Source organism: Nocardioides malaquae, assembly GCF_015070385.1.
Taxonomy (GTDB): Bacteria; Actinomycetota; Actinomycetes; order Propionibacteriales; family Nocardioidaceae; genus Nocardioides; species Nocardioides malaquae.
This window is the reverse complement of record NZ_JADCSA010000012.1, coordinates 25656-46307: the sequence shown is the minus strand read 5'-3', so window position 1 is coordinate 46307 and position 20652 is coordinate 25656. Positions and strand designations below refer to the sequence as shown.

Genomic DNA, 20652 nt, shown 5'->3' with positions numbered 1-20652 from the left:
CGTGAGTCTAGGAGCGGAAGGTGCCTGTCGCCGGGCGGCGGCCCTGGGACTCGTCTGGAGTCGCTGATCAGGCCTCCAGCCGCGCCAGCACCCGGTAGGCCGCCCCCGGCTCGTCGTCGCCCTTCTGCTCGACGGCCTGGGCGACCACCCCGGCCACAGCAGCGAGGGGCAGCAGGGTCGTGAGCGCGGCGATGCGGCCGGCCCGCTCGGTGACCGCCGGGCGGGGGCGCCACGGCATCCCTTGACGCGGCACGAGGTGACCGGCCAGCAGGAAGCCCGCGCTGATCACGTTGAGGGCGGGGTTCTTCTGCACGTGCTGGCGGTCCAGGACGGTGAAGCCCCGCTCGGTCAGCGCCTGCTCGAGGCGGCCCATCGAGATGAACTGCTGGTGCTGGGGCTGCAGCCACGGCATCCAGTAGCGACCCAGCTTGCGACCCAACGGATACTCCGGGTCCGGCACCTCGATGAGCAGCAGACCGCCGGGGCGCAGGGCGGTCGCGGCGGCGTCCAGCTCCTCCACGGGCTCGCGGGTGTGCTCGAGGTAGTGGTGCATGCTCACCACGTCGAACTGGTCGGCCAGCTCAGGCGCGACGTCGGGGAACATGCCGCGGTAGGAGCGGTCGATCCACCCCCGACGGGCCGCGTCATCGATCGCGGAGCCGAGGTCGAGGCCTTCGAAGGAGGTCTCGGGGAACTGCTCGCGCGCCACCAGGCAGAAGTGGGCGTGCCCGCTGCCGACGTCCAACCACCGCCGCGGGGCCGGTTCGACCGCACGCACCATCGCGGCACGACTCTCGTAGTCGTCGGACTGCGTGGCGAACATGCCCTCCATCTCCTCCTCGCCGAAACCGTCGTAGCAGTCGCGGTAGTAGAAGTCGAGGCCAGCGGGCGTCAGGCGCGGGTTCTGGAAGACGTGGCCGCAGGAGACGCACTCGTCGAGGCGGAAGGTGCCCGGCTTGTTCTGGATCAGGTCGGGCGTGGTGTGCAGCAGCCGCAGCTCGGTCGAGCCGCACCAGCGGCACTTCTCGACCGGCTCCTCGAAGAAGCGGTCGGTGCCCAGCGGCAGCTCGGCGTCGTAATAGGGCCGCGCCTCCTCGGCCAGCCGCAACGACCTCGCCTCCGGGGCGTCGGCGCGCAGCAGCGCGGAGAGGCGTACGACCTCGCTCGCCCACCGCGTCGCGGTGCGGGGCCCCAGGTCAGCCGGCGCCAGGCCGTTGGCATGACCACCGAGCGCCACCGCCGGCTGCGCCTGGAAAGCCGCCACCGCGGCGAGACCCAGCGGCCGCGAGGCCGCGACCCCCGCACCCAGCAGCGCCAGCTGGGCGCCGGCGGTGAAGAGGGCGAGCGAGCCGAACCGATCGAGCACCACCCGCTGGAAGGCCAGCTCCTCGTCGGCCGACCAGGCCACCGCCCGCTCCGACGGCGCGACCGCGAGGTCGAACGTACGCGGCGCGAACCGCTTCACCTGCGGCGCGACCTCCGCGAGCTCGGCAGGCGACACCGGACCCTGCGGCAGGTCGGCGCGGACCGCGACCTCCTCGCGCACCACGATCGCGTGACCGGCCGAGCGTCCCTTGGCCGTGGCCGCAGCCCGGAAGGTCGCCGGGTCCACCTGGCGCAACAGGTCGAGCACCCGCTCGACGGGCAGGTCCGCCGGCACCAGGTCGACCGCGTCCAGCCCCTCGGTCTCCGCCCACGCCACCGCGGCGGCGACGGTCTCGGGCCGCGGCTCGACGCCGGTGGCCGCCAGGACCCGCCACCCGGACACGTCGACGGACCCCTCAGCCGGCCCCAGACCCGCCAGGCGACCGGCGCGTATGCGCAGGCGGCGACCACTCTGCGCGAGGCCCACGAGGGTCAACGCGCTGACGACGGGAAGGGCTCTGAGCTTCGGCATGCGGTCCTGCTCCTGGTCGACGAGAAGTCTGCCGACCGTAGCGGCTCGTCGCCCCGGCGGGAACCGTTCGCGGAGACTCCCGGTCGCACCGTGAGACGCCGACCCCTGACTTGCCCAGATGGAGGCACTCGCCGACCCGGGACAAGAGGTCTATGGTGCGAGGGGACCGGGGGGTCGTGGGGGCCTCCTGGCATCTCTGACAGGAGAGAACGATGACCAGATCACCTGGGGGAGGCCGCATCCTTGCGATGTCGACCGCCTTCCTGCTGTCGCTGAGCGGCCTCGCCGCAGGCGCGGCGCACGCGGACGAGCCCTCCGCGAAACCGAACGGGGCCGGCCCCAGCTCGGCGGCGGAGAAGCGCGTGGGCACCGCCTCCGTCGTGGGGCAGGCGGCCGCTGAAGACTACGAGTGGTGCCGCACCAACGCGCTCGAGCGCAACGACGACTCCTACTCCGACGCGGTGCCGCTCCCGTTTCCGTTGACCTTCTTCGGCGCGAGCCACGAGGAGATCTACGTCAACAACAACGGCAACGTGACCTTCGGCCAGGGCCGGAGCACCTACACGCCCGAGGATCTCACCGGTCCGACCGCGCTCCCGATGATCGCCCCCTTCTTCGCCGACGTCGACACCCGCGGCGAGGGCAGTGAGGTGGTCACCTACGGCGCCTCCCCCGACGGCAGCGCGTTCTGCGTCAACTGGGTCAACGTCGGCTTCTACTCCTCGCGTGCCGACAAGCTGAACTCCTTCCAGCTGATCCTGCGGTCGACCCAGGACCAGCCCGGACGCAGCCCCGGCGACTTCGACATCACCTTCAACTACGACCAGATCCAGTGGGAGACCGGCAACGCCTCCGGTGGCACCGACGGACTCGGCGGCACCTCGGCGGCGGCGGGCTTCACCGACGGCACCGGTGAGGAGGGCACTCACGTCCAGCTGCCCGGCTCGCTGGTCAACGGCGCCCTCCTCGACGGCGGCCCCAACTCCCTGGTCGCCAACCGGCAGGGCAGCAGCGAGCCCGGTCGCTACAACTTCCAGGTGCGCAACTCCGGCCAGACGGAGCGTTTCGGCACCCTGCTGGGCAGCGTCGTCGACGGCGCCGGTGCGGGCATCGCCAACGCCTACGTCGAGGCGTGCACGTCGACCGGACGCAGCTGCGCCTACACCCGGACCGACGCCGGGGGCGGGTTCGACTTCTCCGCCCGCACCGCCGGCGTCCAGAACGTGCGCGTGATCCCGCAGGGCGACCAGCTGATCGCGGGCGGTGGCAGCGCCACGGTCGTGGTCGGCCAGACGGTCACCATGGACCCGATCGTGCTCCGGGCCCCGGTGGGGATGCCCTCCACCGTGGTGCTCGACGGCGAGACCGGCGACGGCACCGTGCCGTCGGTCTACTGGACCGACGACCTGCCGCTGCGTCTCACCGGGTGTGCCGGGGTCGCCAACCCGACCTACTCGGTCTTCGTCGAGGGGCGTCCGCTCCGCCAGGGCCTGCCCCTGGTCGAGGGTCCGGCCGGCGTCTACACGGCCACGATCGCCGCGCTCTACCCCGAGTCGGGTGCCGCTGAGATCCGCACCAACGTGCCCGCCACCTGTGGCGGGACGCCGACGGCGTTCAACGTCTACATCGACCCGAGCGGCACCGTGACCGACCAGTGGGGTCGTCCCGTCGCCGGCGCGACGGTCACCCTGCTGCGCGCGGACAACTTCGCCGACCCCTACACGGTCGTCCCGAACGGCAGCGACATCATGTCGCCCTCCAACCGCCGCAACCCCGACACCACCGACGGTGTCGGCTACTTCCGCTGGGACGTCACCGCCGGTTGGTACAAGGTGAAGGTGGACGCACCCCAGTGCGACAGCGCCACCACGGGTGCCATGGAGGTGCCGCCGGAGAAGATCGATCTGGTGATCAAGCTCAACTGCCCGACCCTCACACCCCCGACGGCCACTACGGCGCCGAAGGTGAGCGGGAGCGCGCGGGTCGGCAACACGATCATCGCGACGGCGGCCACGTTCGCCGAGCCGTTCGAGCACAGGCAGACGGTGCTGGTGCGCAACGGCACCGCGCTGACCACGGCCACCTACAAGATCAAGCCCTCCGACGTGAACGCCACCTTCTCGGCGCGCACGACGGTCCAGCGTCCCGACTACGTGGACGAGGGGCAGGGCATGACCGTCACCTTCACCCCGGTCGAGGTCACCTCGACCACCCTGAAGGCCAAGAAGGCGGTGTCGAAGACGACCCTGAAGATCCCCAAGAAGCAGCGCAAGGTCAAGGGCAAGACCGTCAAGGTCACCGTGGTCGTGACGACCAGGGGCACCGCGACCGGCAAGATCTTCATCAAGGTCGGCAAGAAGACCGTCGCCGTCAAGAAGATCAAGGGCGGCACCAAGAAGAAGGTCACCATCAAGGTGAAGGCCGCCAAGCTCAAGAAGGGGAAGAACCGGGTCAAGGCCGTCTTCTCCGGCAACAAGGGCACGAACAAGTCGTCCTCCAAGGCGATTGCCGTCCGGGTGACCCGGAGGTAGCGGCCGACGAGCACACCGCTCGCAGCACTGCCCGTCAGGCCTCGGCCTGGCGGGCAGTCTGCGTCACGCCCGGGCCAGGCCTGACTCAGGCCAGGTCGAGGAACCCCTCGGCCACCATCTCGCGCACCGCCGGCAGCACCTGCGTGCGTACGCCCTCGGGGTCCTGCCCCAGCAGGCTCGCCACCGCGTCGAGGATCTGGCCGACCTCCAGGTCACCGTCGCATGCGCCGACCATGGCCGCCTCGAGGGTGTCGACCTGACGGGCACGACGCATCCCCCGCTGCTGACGCAGCACGATCGTCTCCGGATCCTCGGCACCGGGAGCCCCCTGCGTCTCCTGGCGTACGTCGGAGCGCACGACGAGGCGTTCGGCCGACAGGTCGTCGACACCGGCGAGCGCGTCGTGGGAGGCCTCCCACTCCTCGATCGCGGGCGCGATCGGCTGCTCCACGTCGTAGGGCCAGTCGAGGAGCTCGCGGGCCTCACCTCCCCGCCGCACGTTGATCCAGCCGAAGCCGATGCCTTCGATCCCCTGGGCCTCCATCCAGCCCAGCCAGGTGTCGTAGCGCTCGGTGTAGTCCGGGCCGCCGTGCAGGCCGGCGTCCTTGAGCCAGAGCTCGACGTAGGCAGCGGGGTCCAGCACCTCGCGCTGCACGACGAAGGCCGACGTGCCGTCGGGCAGCCAGGCCGCGAGCCGCTCGTCCCAGGGCGTGCCCTCGGCGACCGCCCAGTTGGCGAGCACCTGCAGCCAACCGCCCTCGGAGAGGTGGTCGACGCCGCGGCGGACCACGTGCTCCACCACCTGGTCGCCGGGCAGGCCGGAGTCGCGGTAGACCAGCCGTTCGCCGGTCGCCGGAGAGATCACGAACGGGGGGTTGGTGGCGATCAGGTCGAACTTCTCGCCGGCCACCGGCTCGAAGAACGAGCCGTCGCGCACGTCGACGGTGTCGATGCCGTTGAGCGCCATCGTGAAGCGGGCCATCGTCAGGGCGCGGGCGTTGACGTCGGTGGCGACCACCGCATCGGCGTGCGTCGCCAGGTGGAGCGCCTGCACCCCGCAGCCGGTGCCGAGGTCCAGGGCGCGCGCCACCGGCGTACGCATCGTCAGCTGCGCCAGCGACGTCGACGCCGGACTCACGCCGAGCACGTAGTCTCCGCCCACCCGGTGGGGGCGGCCGTCCATCCCGGGCGTCAGGTCGGAGAGGACCCAGAGGTCCGCCGACGCGTCGGAGCCGTCACCGTCGTCGCTGGCGTAGGGGCGTACGTCCACCGCGGCGCGCAGCTCGCCCGCCGAGCCCTCCAGGACGCCGGCCTCGACCAGCCGGTCGACCAGGCCCGGCAACGCCGTGTCGGCGTGCGCACGGGTCACCGGACGCTGCAGCGTGAACAACCGGGTCAGGGTCTCCAACGGGCTGCCGCCGCGGGTGACCCGCTCGCCGGGCGTCGTCTCGTTGCGTCCCAGCGCCTCGTGCGCGCGGGGCCCGAGCAGGTCGGCGACGGTCGCGTAGGTGAAGCTCGCCCGCTCGAGCGCGGAGCGGAGCTGACCGGGCAGGTGGGCGTCGGCGAGGAGCGGGAGGTCAGGCATGGTGCCCATCCTCCCAGCCGTCACCCCTGGGGGCCGAACTCCTCGGCGCACGTGACGACGCCACGCTCGATCTTCTTCATCACCGGGCGCTTGATGTCGGTCTGGCCCGAGCGCATCAGCGGCACGAAGTAGCCGCGCATCTGCTCGGCGGAGAGCTTCTTCGACAGGCACTCCATCAGCTCGTCGGGCAGGGCCAGGCCCTGGTCCGCCAGCTCGGCGGTCACCAGCCCGTTGAGGTCGGTGTCGCAGGAGATGAAGTCGTCGTAGAGGTCGTTGCCCTCGGCCTCGGTCAGGTTGAGGCCCGGGAAGGAGAGCGAACGGGCTGCCGCCTCCAGGTCGGCCGGGTCACCCATCTCGCCGAGGCGCTCGGTGCCGAGGCGTCCGACGAAGGCGTCCGAGACACAGCCGGCCTTGGCCTGGCTGATGGGCTGGGACTCCGCGGAGGAGAGTCCGTCGGTCATCGCCTCCGCGTACTCCTCCTCCGAGGCTCCGCAGGCGGTCAGGGCGAGCGCGACGACCGGCGCCAGGGCCAGCGATCGGATGCGCAGCTTCACGTGGGTCTCCCTCTCCCCAGGGCGCCCTCCGCACCCCGACTGGCGACGACCCTAGGTCAGCGCAGGTGCTGCTGCAACGCCTCGGGGGCGTCGGCGTCGCTGGTCGGCATCTGGTTGCCGCGCGACTTCGACAGCACCACCACGACCACCACGATCGCCAGCGCCACGAACGCGATCCCGTAACGCAGCACCGGGTTCTCGTCGGCCCCCATGCTCACCTGCACGACGGTGGCGGCGATCAGCAGCGAGACCAGGTTCATCACCTTGAGCAGCGGGTTGATCGCCGGGCCGGCAGTGTCCTTGAACGGGTCGCCCACGGTGTCACCGATGACCGTCGCCGCGTGCGCCTCCGACCCCTTGCCGCCGTGATGGCCGTCCTCGACGAGCTTCTTGGCGTTGTCCCAGGCGCCACCGGAGTTGGCGAGGAAGACCGCCATCAGGGTGCCGGCACCGATCGCCCCGGCCAGGAATCCGGCGAGCGCCTCCACGCCCAGACCGAAGCCGACCGCGACGGGCGCCATCACGGCGAGCACGCCGGGGGTGACCAGCTCGCGCAGCGAGTCGCGGGTGACGATGTCGACGACCTTGCCGTACTCCGGACGGCCGGTGCCCTCCATGATCCCGGGGATCTCGCGGAACTGGCGCCGCACCTCCAGCACCACCGCGCCCGCAGCCCGGGCGACGGCGTTGATGGCCAGGCCCGAGAAGAGGAAGACCACCGAGGCACCCAGCAGGATGCCCACCAGGATGGCCGGGCTGAAGACGGTGAAGTCGAGCGCCTCGCTCGCCCCCGACTCCGCGAACGCGGTGGCCACCGAGGTCGCGTAGGAGCCGAAGAGTGCGGTCGCGGCCAGCACCGCCGTCGCGATCGCGATGCCCTTGGTGATCGCCTTGGTGGTGTTGCCGACCGCGTCGAGCTCGGTGAGGATCTGCGCGCCCTCCTCGCTGACGTCGCCCGACATCTCCGCGATGCCCTGGGCGTTGTCGGCGACCGGGCCGAAGGTGTCCATGGCGACGATCACGCCGACGGTGGTGAGCAGTCCGCACCCGGCCAGCGCCACCGCGAAGAGCGAGACCGTCAGGGTCGCGCCGCCCAGCAGGTAGCCACCCATGACCGCGGCGCCGATGACCAGGGTCGTGAAGACCGCGGACTCGAAGCCGACGCTGAGACCCGACAGGATCACGGTCGCGGGGCCGGTCAGCGACGTGCGGGTGACCTCCTTCACCGGTCCGTGCTCGGTGCCGGTGTAGTAGCCGGTGAGGGTGAGGATGGCGGCGGCCATGACGATGCCGATGACCACCGCGGCGGCGGCGATGAGCCGCGGGTCGCCGCTGGCGGTGCCCATGTCGGCCCCGGTGACGTTGGCGAACTCCGAGAACGACGCCGGCAGGTAGAGGTAGGACAGGACGACCGAGCCGAGGCCGCCCACCGCGGCCGAGATGTAGAACGCCCGGTTGATGGTCGTCAGGCCGTTCTGGCCGGCCTTGGCGCGGGTGAGGAAGACGCCGAGCACGGCCGTCAGCGCACCCACCGCGGGGATCAGCAGCGGGTAGACGAGGCCGGCGTCACCGAAGGCCTGCGACCCGAGGATGAGCGCGGCGACCAGCGTGACGGCGTACGACTCGAAGAGGTCGGCGGCCATGCCGGCGCAGTCGCCCACGTTGTCGCCCACGTTGTCGGCGATCGTCGCGGCGTTGCGCGGGTCGTCCTCGGGGATGTTGTGCTCGACCTTGCCGACCAGGTCGGCGCCCACGTCGGCGGCCTTGGTGAAGATGCCGCCGCCGACCCGCATGAACATCGCCAGCAGCGCGGCGCCGAAGCCGAAGCCCTCGAGCACGTGGGCGGCCTCGTCGCGGAAGATCAGCACCACCGAGCTGGCGCCCAGCAGGCCCAGGCCGACGGTCGTCATGCCGACGAAGGCGCCGGTGCGGAAGCCGACGGTCATCGCCGGCTCGCGGCCCTCGGTCTCCGCGGCGGAGGCGACGCGCACGTTGGCGCGCACGGCCAGCGACATGCCGAGGTAGCCGATGGCGGCGGAGAAGCCAGCCCCCAGCACGAAGAAGATGGATCGGCCCATCCGCACGCCGAGGTCGGCCGCCGGCAGCGCCAGCAGCACGAAGAAGGCGATGACGACGAAGACGGCCAGGGTGCGGAACTGGCGGGCCAGGTAGGCGTTGGCGCCCTCCTGCACCGCGCGGGCGATCTCCTGCATGCGCGGGGTGCCGTCGGAGGCCGCGAGCACCTGGCTGCGGAAGACGGCGGCCATCGCCAAGGCGGCCAGGGAGATGCCCAGGACGACGGCGACCAGCACCAGGTTGGTGCCGCTGAGCTCAGGAGTGGGTCCGACTGCTGCTGCCACGACGGATCGAGTCATCTGCGCCTCCGTGCGAGAGGAGTCCGGGGGTTGGTTCCGGTTGGCTCGACACTCTACGCAGATGTGACCCCGGTCACGCCAGAGGCACGGTGCCACTAGAGACACAATGCAAAAGGACGCGGCCGGGAGGGGCCGCGTCCTTTCGGTGAGGATCAGTTGGCGAGCGCCGCCGCCTGGTCGGCGTGGATGTCGAACACCTTCGACAGGCCCGTGATCCGGAAGATCTTCAGCAGTCGGTCCTGGGCGCAGACCAGGGACAGGGTGCCGTCGTGGGAGCGGACCTTCTTCAGTCCACCCACGAGCACACCCAACCCGGTCGAGTCGAGGAACTCCACGGCACTGAGGTCGACGACGAGGTCGTAGGAACCCGCAGCCACCAGATCGGTGATGGTGTCGCGCAGCTTCGGCGCGGTGTAGACGTCGATCTCACCGCCGACCGCGATCACGGTCCGGCCAGAGGTCTCGACCGTCTCCAGCGTCAAGTCCACCTTGTCACTCCTCCCGGTTAGCACCCGGCCCCATGCCGAGACACCGCCAGAGTCCTGCTCATGCGGCTCTGGGCAGGCTAACAAACGACCGGTGGCCGCGTGACGCCACGTGGGACGACACGTCGGACGCGCCCCATCGTGACACGGTGCCCAGACGACTGTCGGCGGCTCTTGTCAGACTGGACAGGTGCCGCCGACGACCCCCTCCTCACCCCGTGCCTCCGCGCACCGGCTGGGTGACGCGATGACGCGGCTGTCGGGCGTGCCGGGGCGCGACGAGCGCCTGCGGCACGTCGAGGAGCTGCCCGCCCGCGCGGCCACCACGGCGCCGTGGCCGGAGTGGGTGCACCCGTCGGTCCGGGCGGCCTTCACGGCCCGCGGGGTCGAGGAGCCCTGGCTCCACCAGGTCGTCGCGGCCGACGCCGTGCGCGCCGGGCAGCACGTCGTGCTCGCCACCGGCACCGCCTCGGGCAAGTCGTTGGCCTACCAGCTGCCCGTGCTCACCGGCATCCTGGAGTCGCGCGGCGCCCGCGACGAGCGAGGCGCCACCGCGCTCTACGTGTCGCCGACCAAGGCGCTCGCCCAGGACCAGCTCGCCGGGCTCACCGACCTGCGCACGGGCGTACGGGTCACGACCCACGACGGCGACAGCAGCCGGGAGCAACGCGACTGGGCGCGCGACCACGGGGAGTACCTGCTCACCAACCCCGACATGCTCCACCGCTCGCTCGTGCCGGCGCATCAGCGATGGGCTCGCTTCCTGGCGAAGCTGCGGTGGGTGGTGGTCGACGAGTGCCACCACTACCGCGGCGTCTTCGGGGCCCACGTCGCGCAGGTGCTGCGCCGGCTGCGGCGCGTCGCGGGGGCGTACGGCGCCTCCCCCACGTTCGTGCTCTGCTCGGCGACGGTCGCCGAGCCCGAGACGGCAGCGACTCGGCTGACCGGCCTCGACCACGTGGCCCTGACCGCCGACCACTCGCCACGCGGCCGGGTGCAGATCGGCCTGTGGGAGCCGCCGCTGACCACCTACGCCGGCGAGAACGGCGCGCCGGTGCGGCGTGCCGCCTCCTCCGAGGCGGCCGACCTGCTGGCCGACCTGGTCGTCCAGGACGTCGCGACGTTGGCGTTCGTACGCTCCCGGCGCGCCGCCGAGCAGGTCGCGGTGCGCACCCAGGAGCTGTTGGCCGACGTCGACCCCTCGCTGCCGGGGCGGGTGGCGGCCTACCGCGGCGGCTACCTGCCCGAGGAGCGCCGTGACCTCGAGGCCTCGCTGCGGGCGGGCCGGCTGACCGGTCTGGCGGCGACCAACGCACTGGAGCTGGGCATCGACGTGAGCGGTCTAGACGCCGTGCTGGTCGCGGGCTTCCCCGGCACCCGGGCGGCGTTCTGGCAACAGGTCGGGCGAGCGGGGCGCGACGGGCAGGACGCGCTCGCCGTGCTGATCGCCCGTGACGACCCGCTGGACACCTACCTGGTCGCCCACCCCGAGGCGCTGCTCGGCGCCCCGGTGGAGGCGACGGCGTTCGACCCGGACAACCCCTACGTGCTCGCTCCGCACCTGTGCGCCGCGGCGCACGAGATCCCGCTGACCGAGGCCGACCTGCCGCTCTTCGGTCCGCGGGCCCGCGAGGTCGCCGACGGGCTGGTCGCCAACGGGCTGCTGCGACGACGGCCCCGCGGTTGGTTCTGGACCGACGCGGCCCGCCCCAGTGACCACACCGACATCCGCTCCACCGGGGGCGCGGCCTTCCAGCTGGTCGAGAGCGACAGTGGTCGCGTGGTCGGCACCGTCGACGCCGCCTCGGTGCACTCGACGGCCCACCCCGGCGCCGTCTACCTGCACCGGGGGGAGACCTGGGTGGTCGACGACCTCGACCTGGAGGACCGGGTCGCGATCCTGCAGCGGCGCGACGTCGACCACTCCACGTCGGCGCGGGAGACCACCGACATCGCGATCGTGGAGACCCGCGAGCGCGTGCGGTGGGGTGACTGCACCCTGCACGTGGGCGACGTCGACGTGACCAGCCAGGTCGTCTCCTACCTGGTGCGTCGCCAACCCGGTGGCGACGTGGTCGCCGAGCACCCGCTCGACCTGCCGCCACGGTCGCTGCGCACCACCGCCGTCTGGTGGACCGTGCCCGACCACGCCTTGGCGGCTGCCGGCCTCGACGCGGTCGACCTGCCCGGCGCGGCCCACGCCGCGGAGCACTGCTCGATCGGCCTGCTGCCGCTCTTCGCCACCTGCGACCGCTGGGACATCGGTGGCGTCTCCACCGCCCGACACCCCGACACCGACCTGCTGACCGTCTTCGTGCACGACGGCCACCCGGGCGGGGCGGGCTTCGCGGAGCGGGGCTACCGGGCCGCCGTCGAGTGGCTGACCGCGACCCGGGAGACGATCGCGGCCTGCGAGTGCTTCGAGGGGTGCCCGTCGTGCATCCAGTCACCCAAGTGCGGCAACGCCAACAACCCCCTCGACAAGGCCGGGGCCCGGCGCCTGCTGGACGTGCTGCTGGCTGGCGCTCCGGCCGCTGGGTAGCGTCGGCGGCATGATCCACGAGCTCACCATCGGTGGCTTCGCCCGGTGGTTGCCCCTCGAGCTCACCCCCACCGACGAGGCCGCGTACGCCCGACGCCTCGCCGAGGCGTACGCCACGGACCCGCACGCCGCCGAGGTCGCCCCCGCCGTGGCCTCGATGGCCGGACGGCTCGCCGGCACTCGGGAAGGACGGCTGAGCGACTCCGACCCGTTCCTGATGTCGGCCTGGTTGCTGCTCGCCGACGCCACGACCCTGAGCCCGGTCGCGCACGCCACGCTGCAGTCGATGCCGCTGCCGGCCGGGCAGGAGGTGCTCGACGTGGTGCGTGACCTGCTGTCGGGGCACGAGGTGCACGGCGCGCCGACCTGGCAGGAGCTCACCACCTCGTCGGGGGCGGCCACCCTGGTGCACCACCGGCTCCGGGTCTGGCGGCAGGGCGAGTGGGTCGTGCACGAGCGCGCCGCCGTGCTCTGGACCCGGCCGGAGGAAGGCCTGCTGCTGGTGCTCGACGGCTACACCGAGGTTCCGCGCAGCTGTCACGACCTCGCTCCCGCCGTCGCCCAGCTGGCCGCCAGCGCAGAAGGTCTTTGACCCGGCATTACTGAGGGCCTCTGACCCGGCATTACTGAGGGTCTCTGACCCCGGGGCCCCGCGACCGCCTCGCCGACCAGCTCGGCCCGGAAGCCCGCCCACCTCGGCCCGCGCACCCCCGTCACCACCCTCACCTCGGTGCCCTCGACCGAGCACCGCACGCTCCGGGCCCCGTTGAGCTCGGCCACCCGCGCGGCGGCCGCGCACCCGTCACCGCCACGAGCAGCCTCCACCGCACCGGCAAGGGCCGCCAGATCGGCTGCCGACTGGGCCTGCCGGTGGGCGCTCAACAGGCCCCCGCACGCCGCGACCGCGAGCGTCACGGTCAGCAGGACTGCGACCAGCGCGAGCGTCAGCACCGACCCCGCGCCCCGCTCGCACCTGTCGCTCGACCGCCGGCCGCCCGGCCGGCTGCTCACGGTTCCTCCAGCACCGCAACCGCCTCCGCGCGCACCGGCGCACGGCCCAACCCGGCGAAGAGACCGGCCGGCGGCGGAACGCCGGCGCTGACCACCACCCGCACCTGGCCGTCACCCTGCTCCACCCGGACCCGCGCCGAGGCGGGGGCGATGCGCTCCCCCACCTCGACCGCGGCGCCCACCTCGTCGCCACGAGCGACGGCCCGGGCGGTCTCGCGGGCGGCGTCGACCGCCCGCACCTGGGCCGCCCCGACGGCGACCAACCACACCGACCCGATCGTCATCGAGACGAGCAGCGGCAGCCCTAGGGCGATCTCGGCGGTGACCGCGCCCCGTTCACCGCGCCTCATCCCACGCCCAGCAGCGAGAGCACGTGGTCGAAGAGAGTGTTGAGCAGCCGGTCACCCAGACCGCCGGTCAGCAGCGCGAAGAGCAGGGCCGCGAAGCCCGCTCCGGCGGCCGTGCCGACGGCGTACTCCGCGGTGGTGATGCCCTCCTCGCCCTTGCGACGCTGCCCGGCGCGACGGACGACGGTCGTCATGGTCTTCATCCGATACCTCCTGTGTCCTCGACCGCGGGTGCGGCCGAGGCTCCAACCTCGCGGAGCCGAGGGGGTGGGCGCCGAGGCCAGACGAGCGCTGTGGAGTGCGGCCGGGTTGTGCACGGGTCGTGGCTCGAGGACCCGCCACCTGGCGCTCCCCCCACTGGTGCGCGTCACGCCACCGGTCGCCGAGTTCACTGCCAGGCCAACTGGCCGATGAGTCCGGCGACCACCGGCACGATGCCGAGCAGCAGGAAGGCGGGCAGCAGGCACAGCCCCAGGGGCAACGCCGCGCGCACGCCCACGCCGCGCGCCAGGTCCTCCACCTCGCTGCGCCGGCGGACGGCGAGCTCGGTCGCCAGGTCGGCCACCGCGTCGGCGACCGACACCCCGGTCCGGTGCGAGCGACCGAGGCGTCGACCCAGGGCACCCAGCGCGGGGTCGAGGGCGAGGTCGGCCCAGACCTCAGCAGGGTCGACCCCCCAGGCCAGACGGGCGGTCAGTGGTCGCAACCGCTCGGCGGCCGGCCCCGGGCACGCCTGCTGCGCTGCGCGGAGCGCCACGTCGGCCGAGCCGCCCGCGCGCAGTCCGGCCGCGAGGAGCAGCACCAGGAAGGGCAGGTCGGCCGCGACCGCCCGGTCGGCGCGACGGGCCGCAGCCCGGGGTGCGCGGCGCACGGCCCACCACGCCGCCGCCGCGATCGCGGCGCCCCACCCGATCGCCGCGGGACCGGGACCCCCGACCACCACCCCGAGAGCCGCACCGGCGCCCAGGCAGAGCGACGCCTGCACGACGGGCGCGCTGGCCCGACCTTCCACCGTGGCTCGCCCCACACGCACCCCGGCATCACTCGCCCGCACCCCCACCGCCCGCCAGCGCTCGGCGGAGACGGGGTCCCCACCGCTGAGCAGCACCGTCCCGACGCACGCCAGCGCCACGACCCACACCGTCACGTCCACACCGTCACGCCCGCACCTCGACCGCGTCGGCGATCCGCTCGATCCACCACAGCCCGGTGAGCAGCAGCCCCGTGCCGACGAGGCCGCACAGGGCGCCCGGCACCCCCGAGGCGAAGAACCGCCAGGGCGCCCCGCCGCTGCCCGACCCGACGAGCAGCGCGACTGCCGGCAGCGCCACCAGCAGTCGTGCGGTGGCGCGGGCCGAGGCGAGCTCGGCGACCACCACCCGCCGGGTCGCGGAGTCGGCGCGCAGGTCGTCGGCGACGGCGCGGACGGTCTCCGCGAGGCCGAGCCCGCTGCGCGCAGAGACCTGCCAGGCGCCGGCCACCCGGCCCAACGCGGGCACCCCCGTGGCGCGCAGCGCCGCTGGCACGTCGGCCCCGAGCTCGTGGGCCTGGACCGCCGGGCCCAGCTCGGGACAGACCTCGGCGGCGCACGCCAGCGCACTGCCGGCGTCGCGCCCCGCCCGCAGCTCCTCGGCCATCACGCCGCAGGCCTCGAGGGCACGCTCGGCAGCAGCGATCCTGGCGCGGCGTCGGCCCCGGGGATGCCACCGGGGCAACGGCGCTGACTGCCCGCCCCGCACTGGCCCGCCCGGTACTCGCTCATTCAGCACTGACCCGCCCAGCACCGGCGCGGACCAAGCACCGCGACCCGCCATCGTCCGACGGCCCAGCAGGCGCAATCGATCCTCATGCCCGGCCCCCGCCACCAGCACAGCAGCGAAGAGCGCCGCCGCGACCCACCACTCCCCGCTCACCGGGCCACGCCCTCGAGTCGGGTGGCGAGCAGGTCGGCGCCGGGGCCCTCGCGCATCCGGCCGTCGGCGTCGAACTGCAGCGCCCACACCGCCTCTGCCCCGTGCTCCCCGAGCCTGGGCACGGCCACCTCGGCGAGGCGCCGCACCCCGTCGCGTCCGCGGGTGACGTGGAGCAGGACGTCGACAGCGGCGACGAACTGGGCAGCTGCGGCAGCCCGGTCGAGGCCCGCGGTCGCGGCCAGCGCCTCGATGCGGGCGGGCACCCGGGAGGCCGAGTTGGCGTGCAGCGTGCCGCACCCACCCTCGTGGCCGGTGTTCATGGCCGCGAGGAGGTCGACCACCTCGGCCCCGCGCACCTCCCCCACCACCAGCCGGTCGGGACGCATCCGCAGGGCCTGGCGCACGAGCGTACGGAGCGAGACCTCGCCCGCGCCCTCGGCGTTGGCCGGACGGGCCTCCAGGCCGACGACCATCGGGTGGTCGGGTCGGAGCTCGGCCGAGTCCTCCACCAGGACGATCCGTTCGTCCGCGGGCACGAGACCCAGCAGGGTGCCCAGCAGGGTCGTCTTGCCGCTGCCGGTGCCGCCGCTGACGAGGTGGGCGAGCCGACCCACGACCACGTCGCGCAGGAGCCGGGCGCCCGTCGGCGTCACGGCCCCCTCGCTCACCATCTCGGCCAGGGTGAGGCCCCTGGCCCGAGGGATGCGCAGCGAGATGGTGGTGCCGGGGTGGGCCACCGGGGCGAGCACGGCGTGGAAGCGGGCGCCGTCGGGCAGACGGACGTCGCAGTACGGCGTGGCGTCGTCGAGTCGTCGACCGCCCCGTGCGGCGAGGCGTTGGGCCAGGCGGCGCACCTCCTCCTCGTCGGGCAGCACCACGTCGGTGGCCTCGACCCCCTCACCCCGGTCGACCCAGACCCGACCGGGGCCGTTGACCAGGACGTCGGTGACGTCGGGGTCGGCCACCAGCCCCGCAAGAGGCCCCAGACCACGCGAGCTCCGCACGACCTCGTCGTGCACGGCGGCCACGGCCTCGGCGCTGACCGGCCGACCGAGCCGGTGCAGGCACTCCGCCACCCGGGCCGGGGTGACCTCCCCGGGGTGACGCACGAGGTCGTCGCGGACGGCGGCGACGAGCTCGGACGCCACGAGTCCGGGGACTGGCCCGGCGACCGGACCGGGCGATGCAGCGTTCACCTCGCACCTCCTGCAGCACCGCGTCCGGTCACCACGGGACCCGTGACCGACTCCAGCACCCCGGCGACGGCACGAGCCCACGCCCCCCGGCGGCCCGGCAGGGGGCCGAGGCCCAGGTCGACGGCCTCCTCGACCGCGCGGTGGTCGGGCAGTCGCGCGAGCACCGGCAGGCCGAGGGCGGTGGAGACCGCCTCCGCCGACGTGCCGCGACCTCGGAGCACGACGCCGACCCCCGCCCGGGCGCGGTGCGCGGGCGCGGCGGAGGGTGACCAGCCCCAGGTCTCGACCCGCCGAGCCGCGGCCGCGACGCCGGTCAGCCCCGGGCGCACCATCAGCAACGCTCGGTCGACCCGCGCGACGACGTCGCCGACGTCGGCACCCCGCCGGGGCAGGTCGAGAAGCACCAGGTCGTGCACCCGGCGGGCGGTCTCGGCCACCTCGCAGACCGTCGGCGCCCCGAGGTCGCCGGCGGGAGCGGTCAGCACCCCGATCCCGTCGACGCGGGCCACCGCCTCGGCCAGGGAGACCGGCCCGACGCGCCCCGGCGAGGCCACCAGGTCGGGCCAGCCGAGCCCACTGACCCGGTCAGCGCCCAGGATGCGCCCGATGCCGGCGCCGACCGGGTCGCAGTCGAGCACCAGCACCGCGTCGCCGCGACGCACGGCGGCCTGGGCCAAAGCGGCCACGAGCGTGCTGGCGCCGGCGCCGCCGGAACCACCCAGCACGGCCACCACCTGGCCGGGTGACCCCGGCGCGACCCGCTCCGCAAGGAGGTCGCGCACCCGGGCACGCCCACTCGTCACCGCCGTGACGCTCTCGGCACCCACCGCGACCGCGACCCGGTAGTCGTCGGCCTCCGGGGCACCCCGGCACAGCAGGTGGACCTCCGGGCGCCGACGCAGTCCGGCCTCTGCGACCACCGGCGCCACGGCGGTGTCGAGCAGCACGACGACAGCTCCCGGCCAGCTCGACGCAGCGGCCGGACCCCAGGGGCAGACCTCGACGCCGATGCCCGAGCCCGCCACGCACCGTTGCACCTCCGCCACCATCTCGGCGTCGTCGGTCACCAGCAGCACCGGCGCAACCGAGGGGTGGGTGTGGTCGAGGGCGTGGGCGGTCGAGTGGGGTGTCGTGCGAGCCATGACCACGACCCTGCCGCGCCGCGCCGACGGGCGCCGCCCACGTGCGTACGGCCTGTGGAGAACCCGCTTCGAGCGCCCGGAACGACCCTTCTGGGGACCCCTGGTGGCGACGTGAGCCGCGCCACACCGACCCCCGGCCTTCTCCCGCGTTCCTGTCCCGAGCCCCGTTCCCGTGCCACGATGAGGACATGTCCCGCCCTGCTGCGGCGTTCTTCGACCTCGACAAGACGATCATCGCCGCATCGAGCACGCTCGCCTTCTCGCGCCACTTCGCCGACGGCGGGCTCATCACCAAGCGCGCGATGCTGCGCTCGGCCTACGCCCAGTTCGTCTTCGCGGTCGGCGGCGCGGACCACGACCAGATGGACCGGCTGCGCGAGTTCCTCTCCGGCCTGATCACGGGGTGGGACGTGGCCACGGTCCGCGAGATCGTGGCCGACACCCTGCACAACGTGGTCGACCCGCTGGTCTACGACGAGGCGGTCTCCCTGATCGAGGAGCACCGTGACGCCGGACGCGACGTCATCATCGTCTCGGCCTCGGGCCTCGACGTGGTGGGGCCGATCGGCCAGATGCTCGGCGCCGACGGCGTGGTCGCCACCGAGCTCGAGGTCTCCGAGGACGGTCGCTACACGGGCCAGATCACGCGTTACGTCTACGCCGAGGAGAAGGCCCGGGCCATCCACGACCTGGCTGACGAGATGGGCTACGACCTCGCCGCCAGCTACGCCTACAGCGACTCGGTCACCGACGTGCCGATGCTCGAGGTGGTGGGTCACGCGTTCGCGGTGAACCCCGACAAGGAGCTCAGGCGCATCGCGGAGGAGCGTGACTGGCCGGTGCTCGTCTTCACCCGCCCCGTGGGTCTCAACAGCCGCTCGAAGGTCACCGGGCAGACGCTCGCGGCGCTCGCGGTCGGCAGCGCGGTGGCGGTCGGTGGCTACGTCTGGGCGAACGCCCGACGCCGGCCCCGCGACGTGTGACGCCGACGGCATTGCGCCATTGACTGACGCGAAAGTCAACCCTTGAAGAAGCCCGTCAACAGGCGTAGACAGGAGTCATCAACTCCACATGATCTGCACGTGAGTTCGGTACCCACGCGGCGACCTTCCCTTCGACAGGGCGATGGTCAGGCGGCTTGACCGCCGGCCACAACAAGAGACAGCACGCTTGTTATCCGGATGTCACGTGTCAGTGAACGGCACTCCGTCCTCCACGGCGGGGTGCCGTTCGCATGCGCCTTCAGTCGCGGTCGCGGCGAGGCTTCTTGACCGGGCGCAGTGGGCTCAGCTCCATGCCCTTGGCGTACGCCTCCGCGGCGTAGAGCGCCCAGGCGTGCAGGCCGCGCTGCTGCCCGCTGGCGTAGCCGGAGAGGTTCGACTCGTACTGCGCGCGCAACGCCAGGTGACCGGCCTCGGGCACCATGAGCGACTTCGGGTCGACGCCGCGGGCCACCAGCACGAGACGTTCGGCCGCGCGCGCCACGATGCCGTTGTGGGAGCTGAAGGGGGCAGCGGTGGCGATCTCGGCATGCACCACGGCGGCGAGCAGCAGCGCCGGCACCTCGGTGGACGCGAGCACGAGCTGCCCCAGGGACTGGAGGCGTTGCGCCGACTCGGCGTCGCGGGGTCGGCCGAGCTGCTCGGGCGGCAGCGCGGTGGCCGCGGCGACGGCGTGGAGCCGGGCGAACACCTGGGCCGGGGAGCGCTTCAGCTGCGGGGTCAGCGCGAGCACCTCGGTGGAGAGGCGCAGGGAGTCCTGGGCGATCTCGTCGCCGACCCCGGCGTCGAGGTCCGCCAGGGTGGAGGTCGACCCTTCCAGCACGGCGGAGGCGTGGGCCCCGACCGCCAGCGCCTCGGCGGTGGTGGCCGGGTCGGTCTGACGCAGGCCGCGGTCGCGCAACATGACGTCGATGCCGTCGCGCGTGGCCGCGTACGCCGAGGCGACGCCTTCGAGCTGCGCCAGCCAGGCGAGGGGATCGGTGCTCACGCGCCCTCACGCTAGTAGCCTTGGAGCAATGGCCAGCGAACGACCCCCACACGAGCCGCGCCGCACCCACGACGTGGCCGCGGCGCACGTGCACGGACGCCCGGGGCACCCCGCCGAGATCGTGCCGTGGATCGTGCCGGGCCAGGGTCGCACCGTGCTCGAGCTGGGCGCCGGCATCGGCAAGCTGACCGAGCTGCTCGTGGCGGCGGGCCACGCGGTGCACGCCGTCGACCACGACCCCGCGATGCTCTCCCTGCTGAGCAAGCGACTGCCGTCCGTGCCCGTCACCGAGGGCACCGTCGAGGACCTCGACCTGCGGCACCGGTCGGTCGACGCCGTGGTCTGCTCGACGGCCTTCACCTCCTTCGACCTCGACACCGCGCTGCCGGTGATCGCCAAGGCGCTCAAGACCGGCGGGCACCTGAGCGTGGTCTGGCACGAGCGCGACACCCGGATCCCGTGGGTGCGCCGGCTCGGCGCCTTCCTCGAGGGCCCGCTGGGCGCCCGCGACAACGAACCCCGCACCGCCTCGATCACCGAGAGCCTCCTGCAGTCGCCCCTCTTCAGCTTCGTCGAGGAGGAGACCTGGACAGTGTGGCAGGAGATCGACCGGCGCACAGTGGCCGACCTGGTGCTCTCCCGGTCGTGGGTCGCGGAGCTCTCCGCGGAGGACCGCGCGACCGCGGTCGCCGAGGTCAAGGCGTTCTACGACGACTACGGCCGCGGGATGGACGGCATGCAGCTGCCCCACCGCGTGCACGCCGTGCGCACCCAGGTCGTGCACCAGCCGGGCCTCTTCGACGACGGCACCGACGCGCTGCGGATCGCCACCGGCGGCGCCGAGCAGGCCGACGCCACGACGGGCGAGGCCGCCGAGCCGAAGGACCGGTCGGCCACGGCTTGCGACGCCCCCGCCGAGGGCGAGGACACCGGCGAGGCCCAGGAGCCGACGGCGTCACCCGACGCACCGCCGAAGTTCCGCTTCGACGCCGACCTCTTCACCTCCGACGGCACCGACACCGACATGTTGTTGATCGACTTCCGCTGAGCCGCGGCGCAGCGATGTGACAGCGCTCACCGCTACG

The 20652-nt window shown here is 73.2% G+C and carries 18 protein-coding genes; 5 read left to right on the top strand and 13 right to left on the bottom strand.

Going from position 1 to position 20652, the window contains the following annotated elements; genetic code table 11:
• Positions 1–67 precede the first annotated feature (67 nt).
• Positions 68–1897, bottom strand: coding sequence for a class I SAM-dependent methyltransferase (locus IEQ44_RS12345; protein ID WP_193638770.1), 1830 nt, complete (start codon positions 1895–1897; stop codon positions 68–70).
• A gap of 212 nt (positions 1898–2109) precedes the next feature.
• Here IEQ44_RS12345 and IEQ44_RS12340 point away from each other — a divergent pair, with 212 nt between their 5' ends.
• Positions 2110–4428 carry a nidogen-like domain-containing protein gene (locus IEQ44_RS12340; protein ID WP_193638769.1) on the top strand — a complete coding sequence of 773 codons (2319 nt, stop codon included), beginning with the start codon at positions 2110–2112 and terminating at the stop codon, positions 4426–4428.
• An 85-nt stretch (positions 4429–4513) separates the two neighbouring features.
• Here IEQ44_RS12340 and IEQ44_RS12335 read toward each other — a convergent pair whose 3' ends face one another.
• From IEQ44_RS12335 to IEQ44_RS12320, 4 genes are all read right to left on the bottom strand, one after another.
• Positions 4514–6013, bottom strand: a complete 1500-nt coding sequence (locus tag IEQ44_RS12335; RefSeq protein ID WP_193638768.1) for a DUF7059 domain-containing protein — start codon at positions 6011–6013, stop codon at positions 4514–4516.
• Between the two features lie 20 nt (positions 6014–6033).
• Complete coding sequence (locus tag IEQ44_RS12330) at positions 6034–6567, bottom strand: hypothetical protein (protein WP_193638767.1); 534 nt, start codon at positions 6565–6567, stop codon at positions 6034–6036.
• Positions 6568–6623: 56 nt separating this feature from the next.
• Positions 6624–8942, bottom strand: coding sequence for a sodium-translocating pyrophosphatase (locus IEQ44_RS12325; RefSeq protein ID WP_193638766.1), 2319 nt, complete (start codon positions 8940–8942; stop codon positions 6624–6626).
• Between the two features lie 152 nt (positions 8943–9094).
• Positions 9095–9430, bottom strand: a complete 336-nt coding sequence (locus IEQ44_RS12320) for an STAS domain-containing protein (RefSeq protein WP_193638765.1) — start codon at positions 9428–9430, stop codon at positions 9095–9097.
• 244 nt (positions 9431–9674) lie between these two features.
• On the opposite strand from IEQ44_RS12320, the gene IEQ44_RS12315 reads away from it, so the two are divergent.
• Positions 9675–11969, top strand: coding sequence for a DEAD/DEAH box helicase (locus IEQ44_RS12315; protein ID WP_193638834.1), 2295 nt, complete (start codon positions 9675–9677; stop codon positions 11967–11969).
• A gap of 10 nt (positions 11970–11979) precedes the next feature.
• Complete coding sequence (locus IEQ44_RS12310) at positions 11980–12561, top strand: hypothetical protein (protein WP_193638764.1); 582 nt, start codon at positions 11980–11982, stop codon at positions 12559–12561.
• Here IEQ44_RS12310 and IEQ44_RS12305 read toward each other — a convergent pair.
• Genes IEQ44_RS12305 through ssd form a run of 7 tightly spaced genes read right to left on the bottom strand, consistent with a single transcriptional unit; the run spans position 12507 to position 17578 of the window.
• Complete coding sequence (locus tag IEQ44_RS12305) at positions 12507–12980, bottom strand: Rv3654c family TadE-like protein (RefSeq protein WP_193638763.1); 474 nt, start codon at positions 12978–12980, stop codon at positions 12507–12509. The genes IEQ44_RS12310 and IEQ44_RS12305 overlap by 55 nt on opposite strands.
• On the bottom strand, positions 12977–13330 hold the full coding sequence (locus tag IEQ44_RS12300) for a TadE family type IV pilus minor pilin (protein ID WP_193638762.1): 354 nt from the start codon (positions 13328–13330) through the stop codon (positions 12977–12979). The genes IEQ44_RS12305 and IEQ44_RS12300 overlap by 4 nt, the downstream gene beginning before the upstream one ends.
• On the bottom strand, positions 13327–13719 hold the full coding sequence (locus tag IEQ44_RS17955) for a DUF4244 domain-containing protein (protein ID WP_319804651.1): 393 nt from the start codon (positions 13717–13719) through the stop codon (positions 13327–13329). The genes IEQ44_RS12300 and IEQ44_RS17955 overlap by 4 nt, the downstream gene beginning before the upstream one ends.
• A complete protein-coding gene (locus IEQ44_RS17950; RefSeq protein ID WP_193638761.1) occupies positions 13716–14474 on the bottom strand; it encodes a type II secretion system F family protein in 759 nt (252 codons plus the stop codon). The genes IEQ44_RS17955 and IEQ44_RS17950 overlap by 4 nt, the downstream gene beginning before the upstream one ends.
• A 10-nt stretch (positions 14475–14484) precedes the next feature.
• A complete protein-coding gene (locus IEQ44_RS17945) occupies positions 14485–15240 on the bottom strand; it encodes a type II secretion system F family protein (RefSeq protein WP_193638760.1) in 756 nt (251 codons plus the stop codon).
• On the bottom strand, positions 15237–16436 hold the full coding sequence (locus IEQ44_RS12280) for a TadA family conjugal transfer-associated ATPase (protein WP_319804650.1): 1200 nt from the start codon (positions 16434–16436) through the stop codon (positions 15237–15239). The genes IEQ44_RS17945 and IEQ44_RS12280 overlap by 4 nt, the downstream gene beginning before the upstream one ends.
• Positions 16433–17578, bottom strand: a complete 1146-nt coding sequence (gene ssd / locus IEQ44_RS12275; RefSeq protein WP_193638759.1) for a septum site-determining protein Ssd — start codon at positions 17576–17578, stop codon at positions 16433–16435. Before ssd ends, IEQ44_RS12280 begins: the two co-directional genes overlap by 4 nt.
• Positions 17579–17766: 188 nt before the next feature.
• Between ssd and IEQ44_RS12270 the strand changes: the two genes are divergently transcribed.
• Positions 17767–18561: an HAD family hydrolase gene (locus IEQ44_RS12270; RefSeq protein WP_193638758.1), complete on the top strand. Its 795-nt coding sequence runs from the start codon at positions 17767–17769 to the stop codon at positions 18559–18561.
• 259 nt (positions 18562–18820) lie between these two features.
• Here IEQ44_RS12270 and IEQ44_RS12265 read toward each other — a convergent pair whose 3' ends face one another.
• Positions 18821–19567 carry a Fic family protein gene (locus tag IEQ44_RS12265; RefSeq protein ID WP_193638757.1) on the bottom strand — a complete coding sequence of 249 codons (747 nt, stop codon included), beginning with the start codon at positions 19565–19567 and terminating at the stop codon, positions 18821–18823.
• A gap of 28 nt (positions 19568–19595) precedes the next feature.
• Here IEQ44_RS12265 and IEQ44_RS12260 point away from each other — a divergent pair, with 28 nt between their 5' ends.
• Complete coding sequence (locus IEQ44_RS12260; protein ID WP_193638756.1) at positions 19596–20615, top strand: class I SAM-dependent methyltransferase; 1020 nt, start codon at positions 19596–19598, stop codon at positions 20613–20615.
• The last annotated feature ends 37 nt before the right edge of the window (positions 20616–20652 follow it).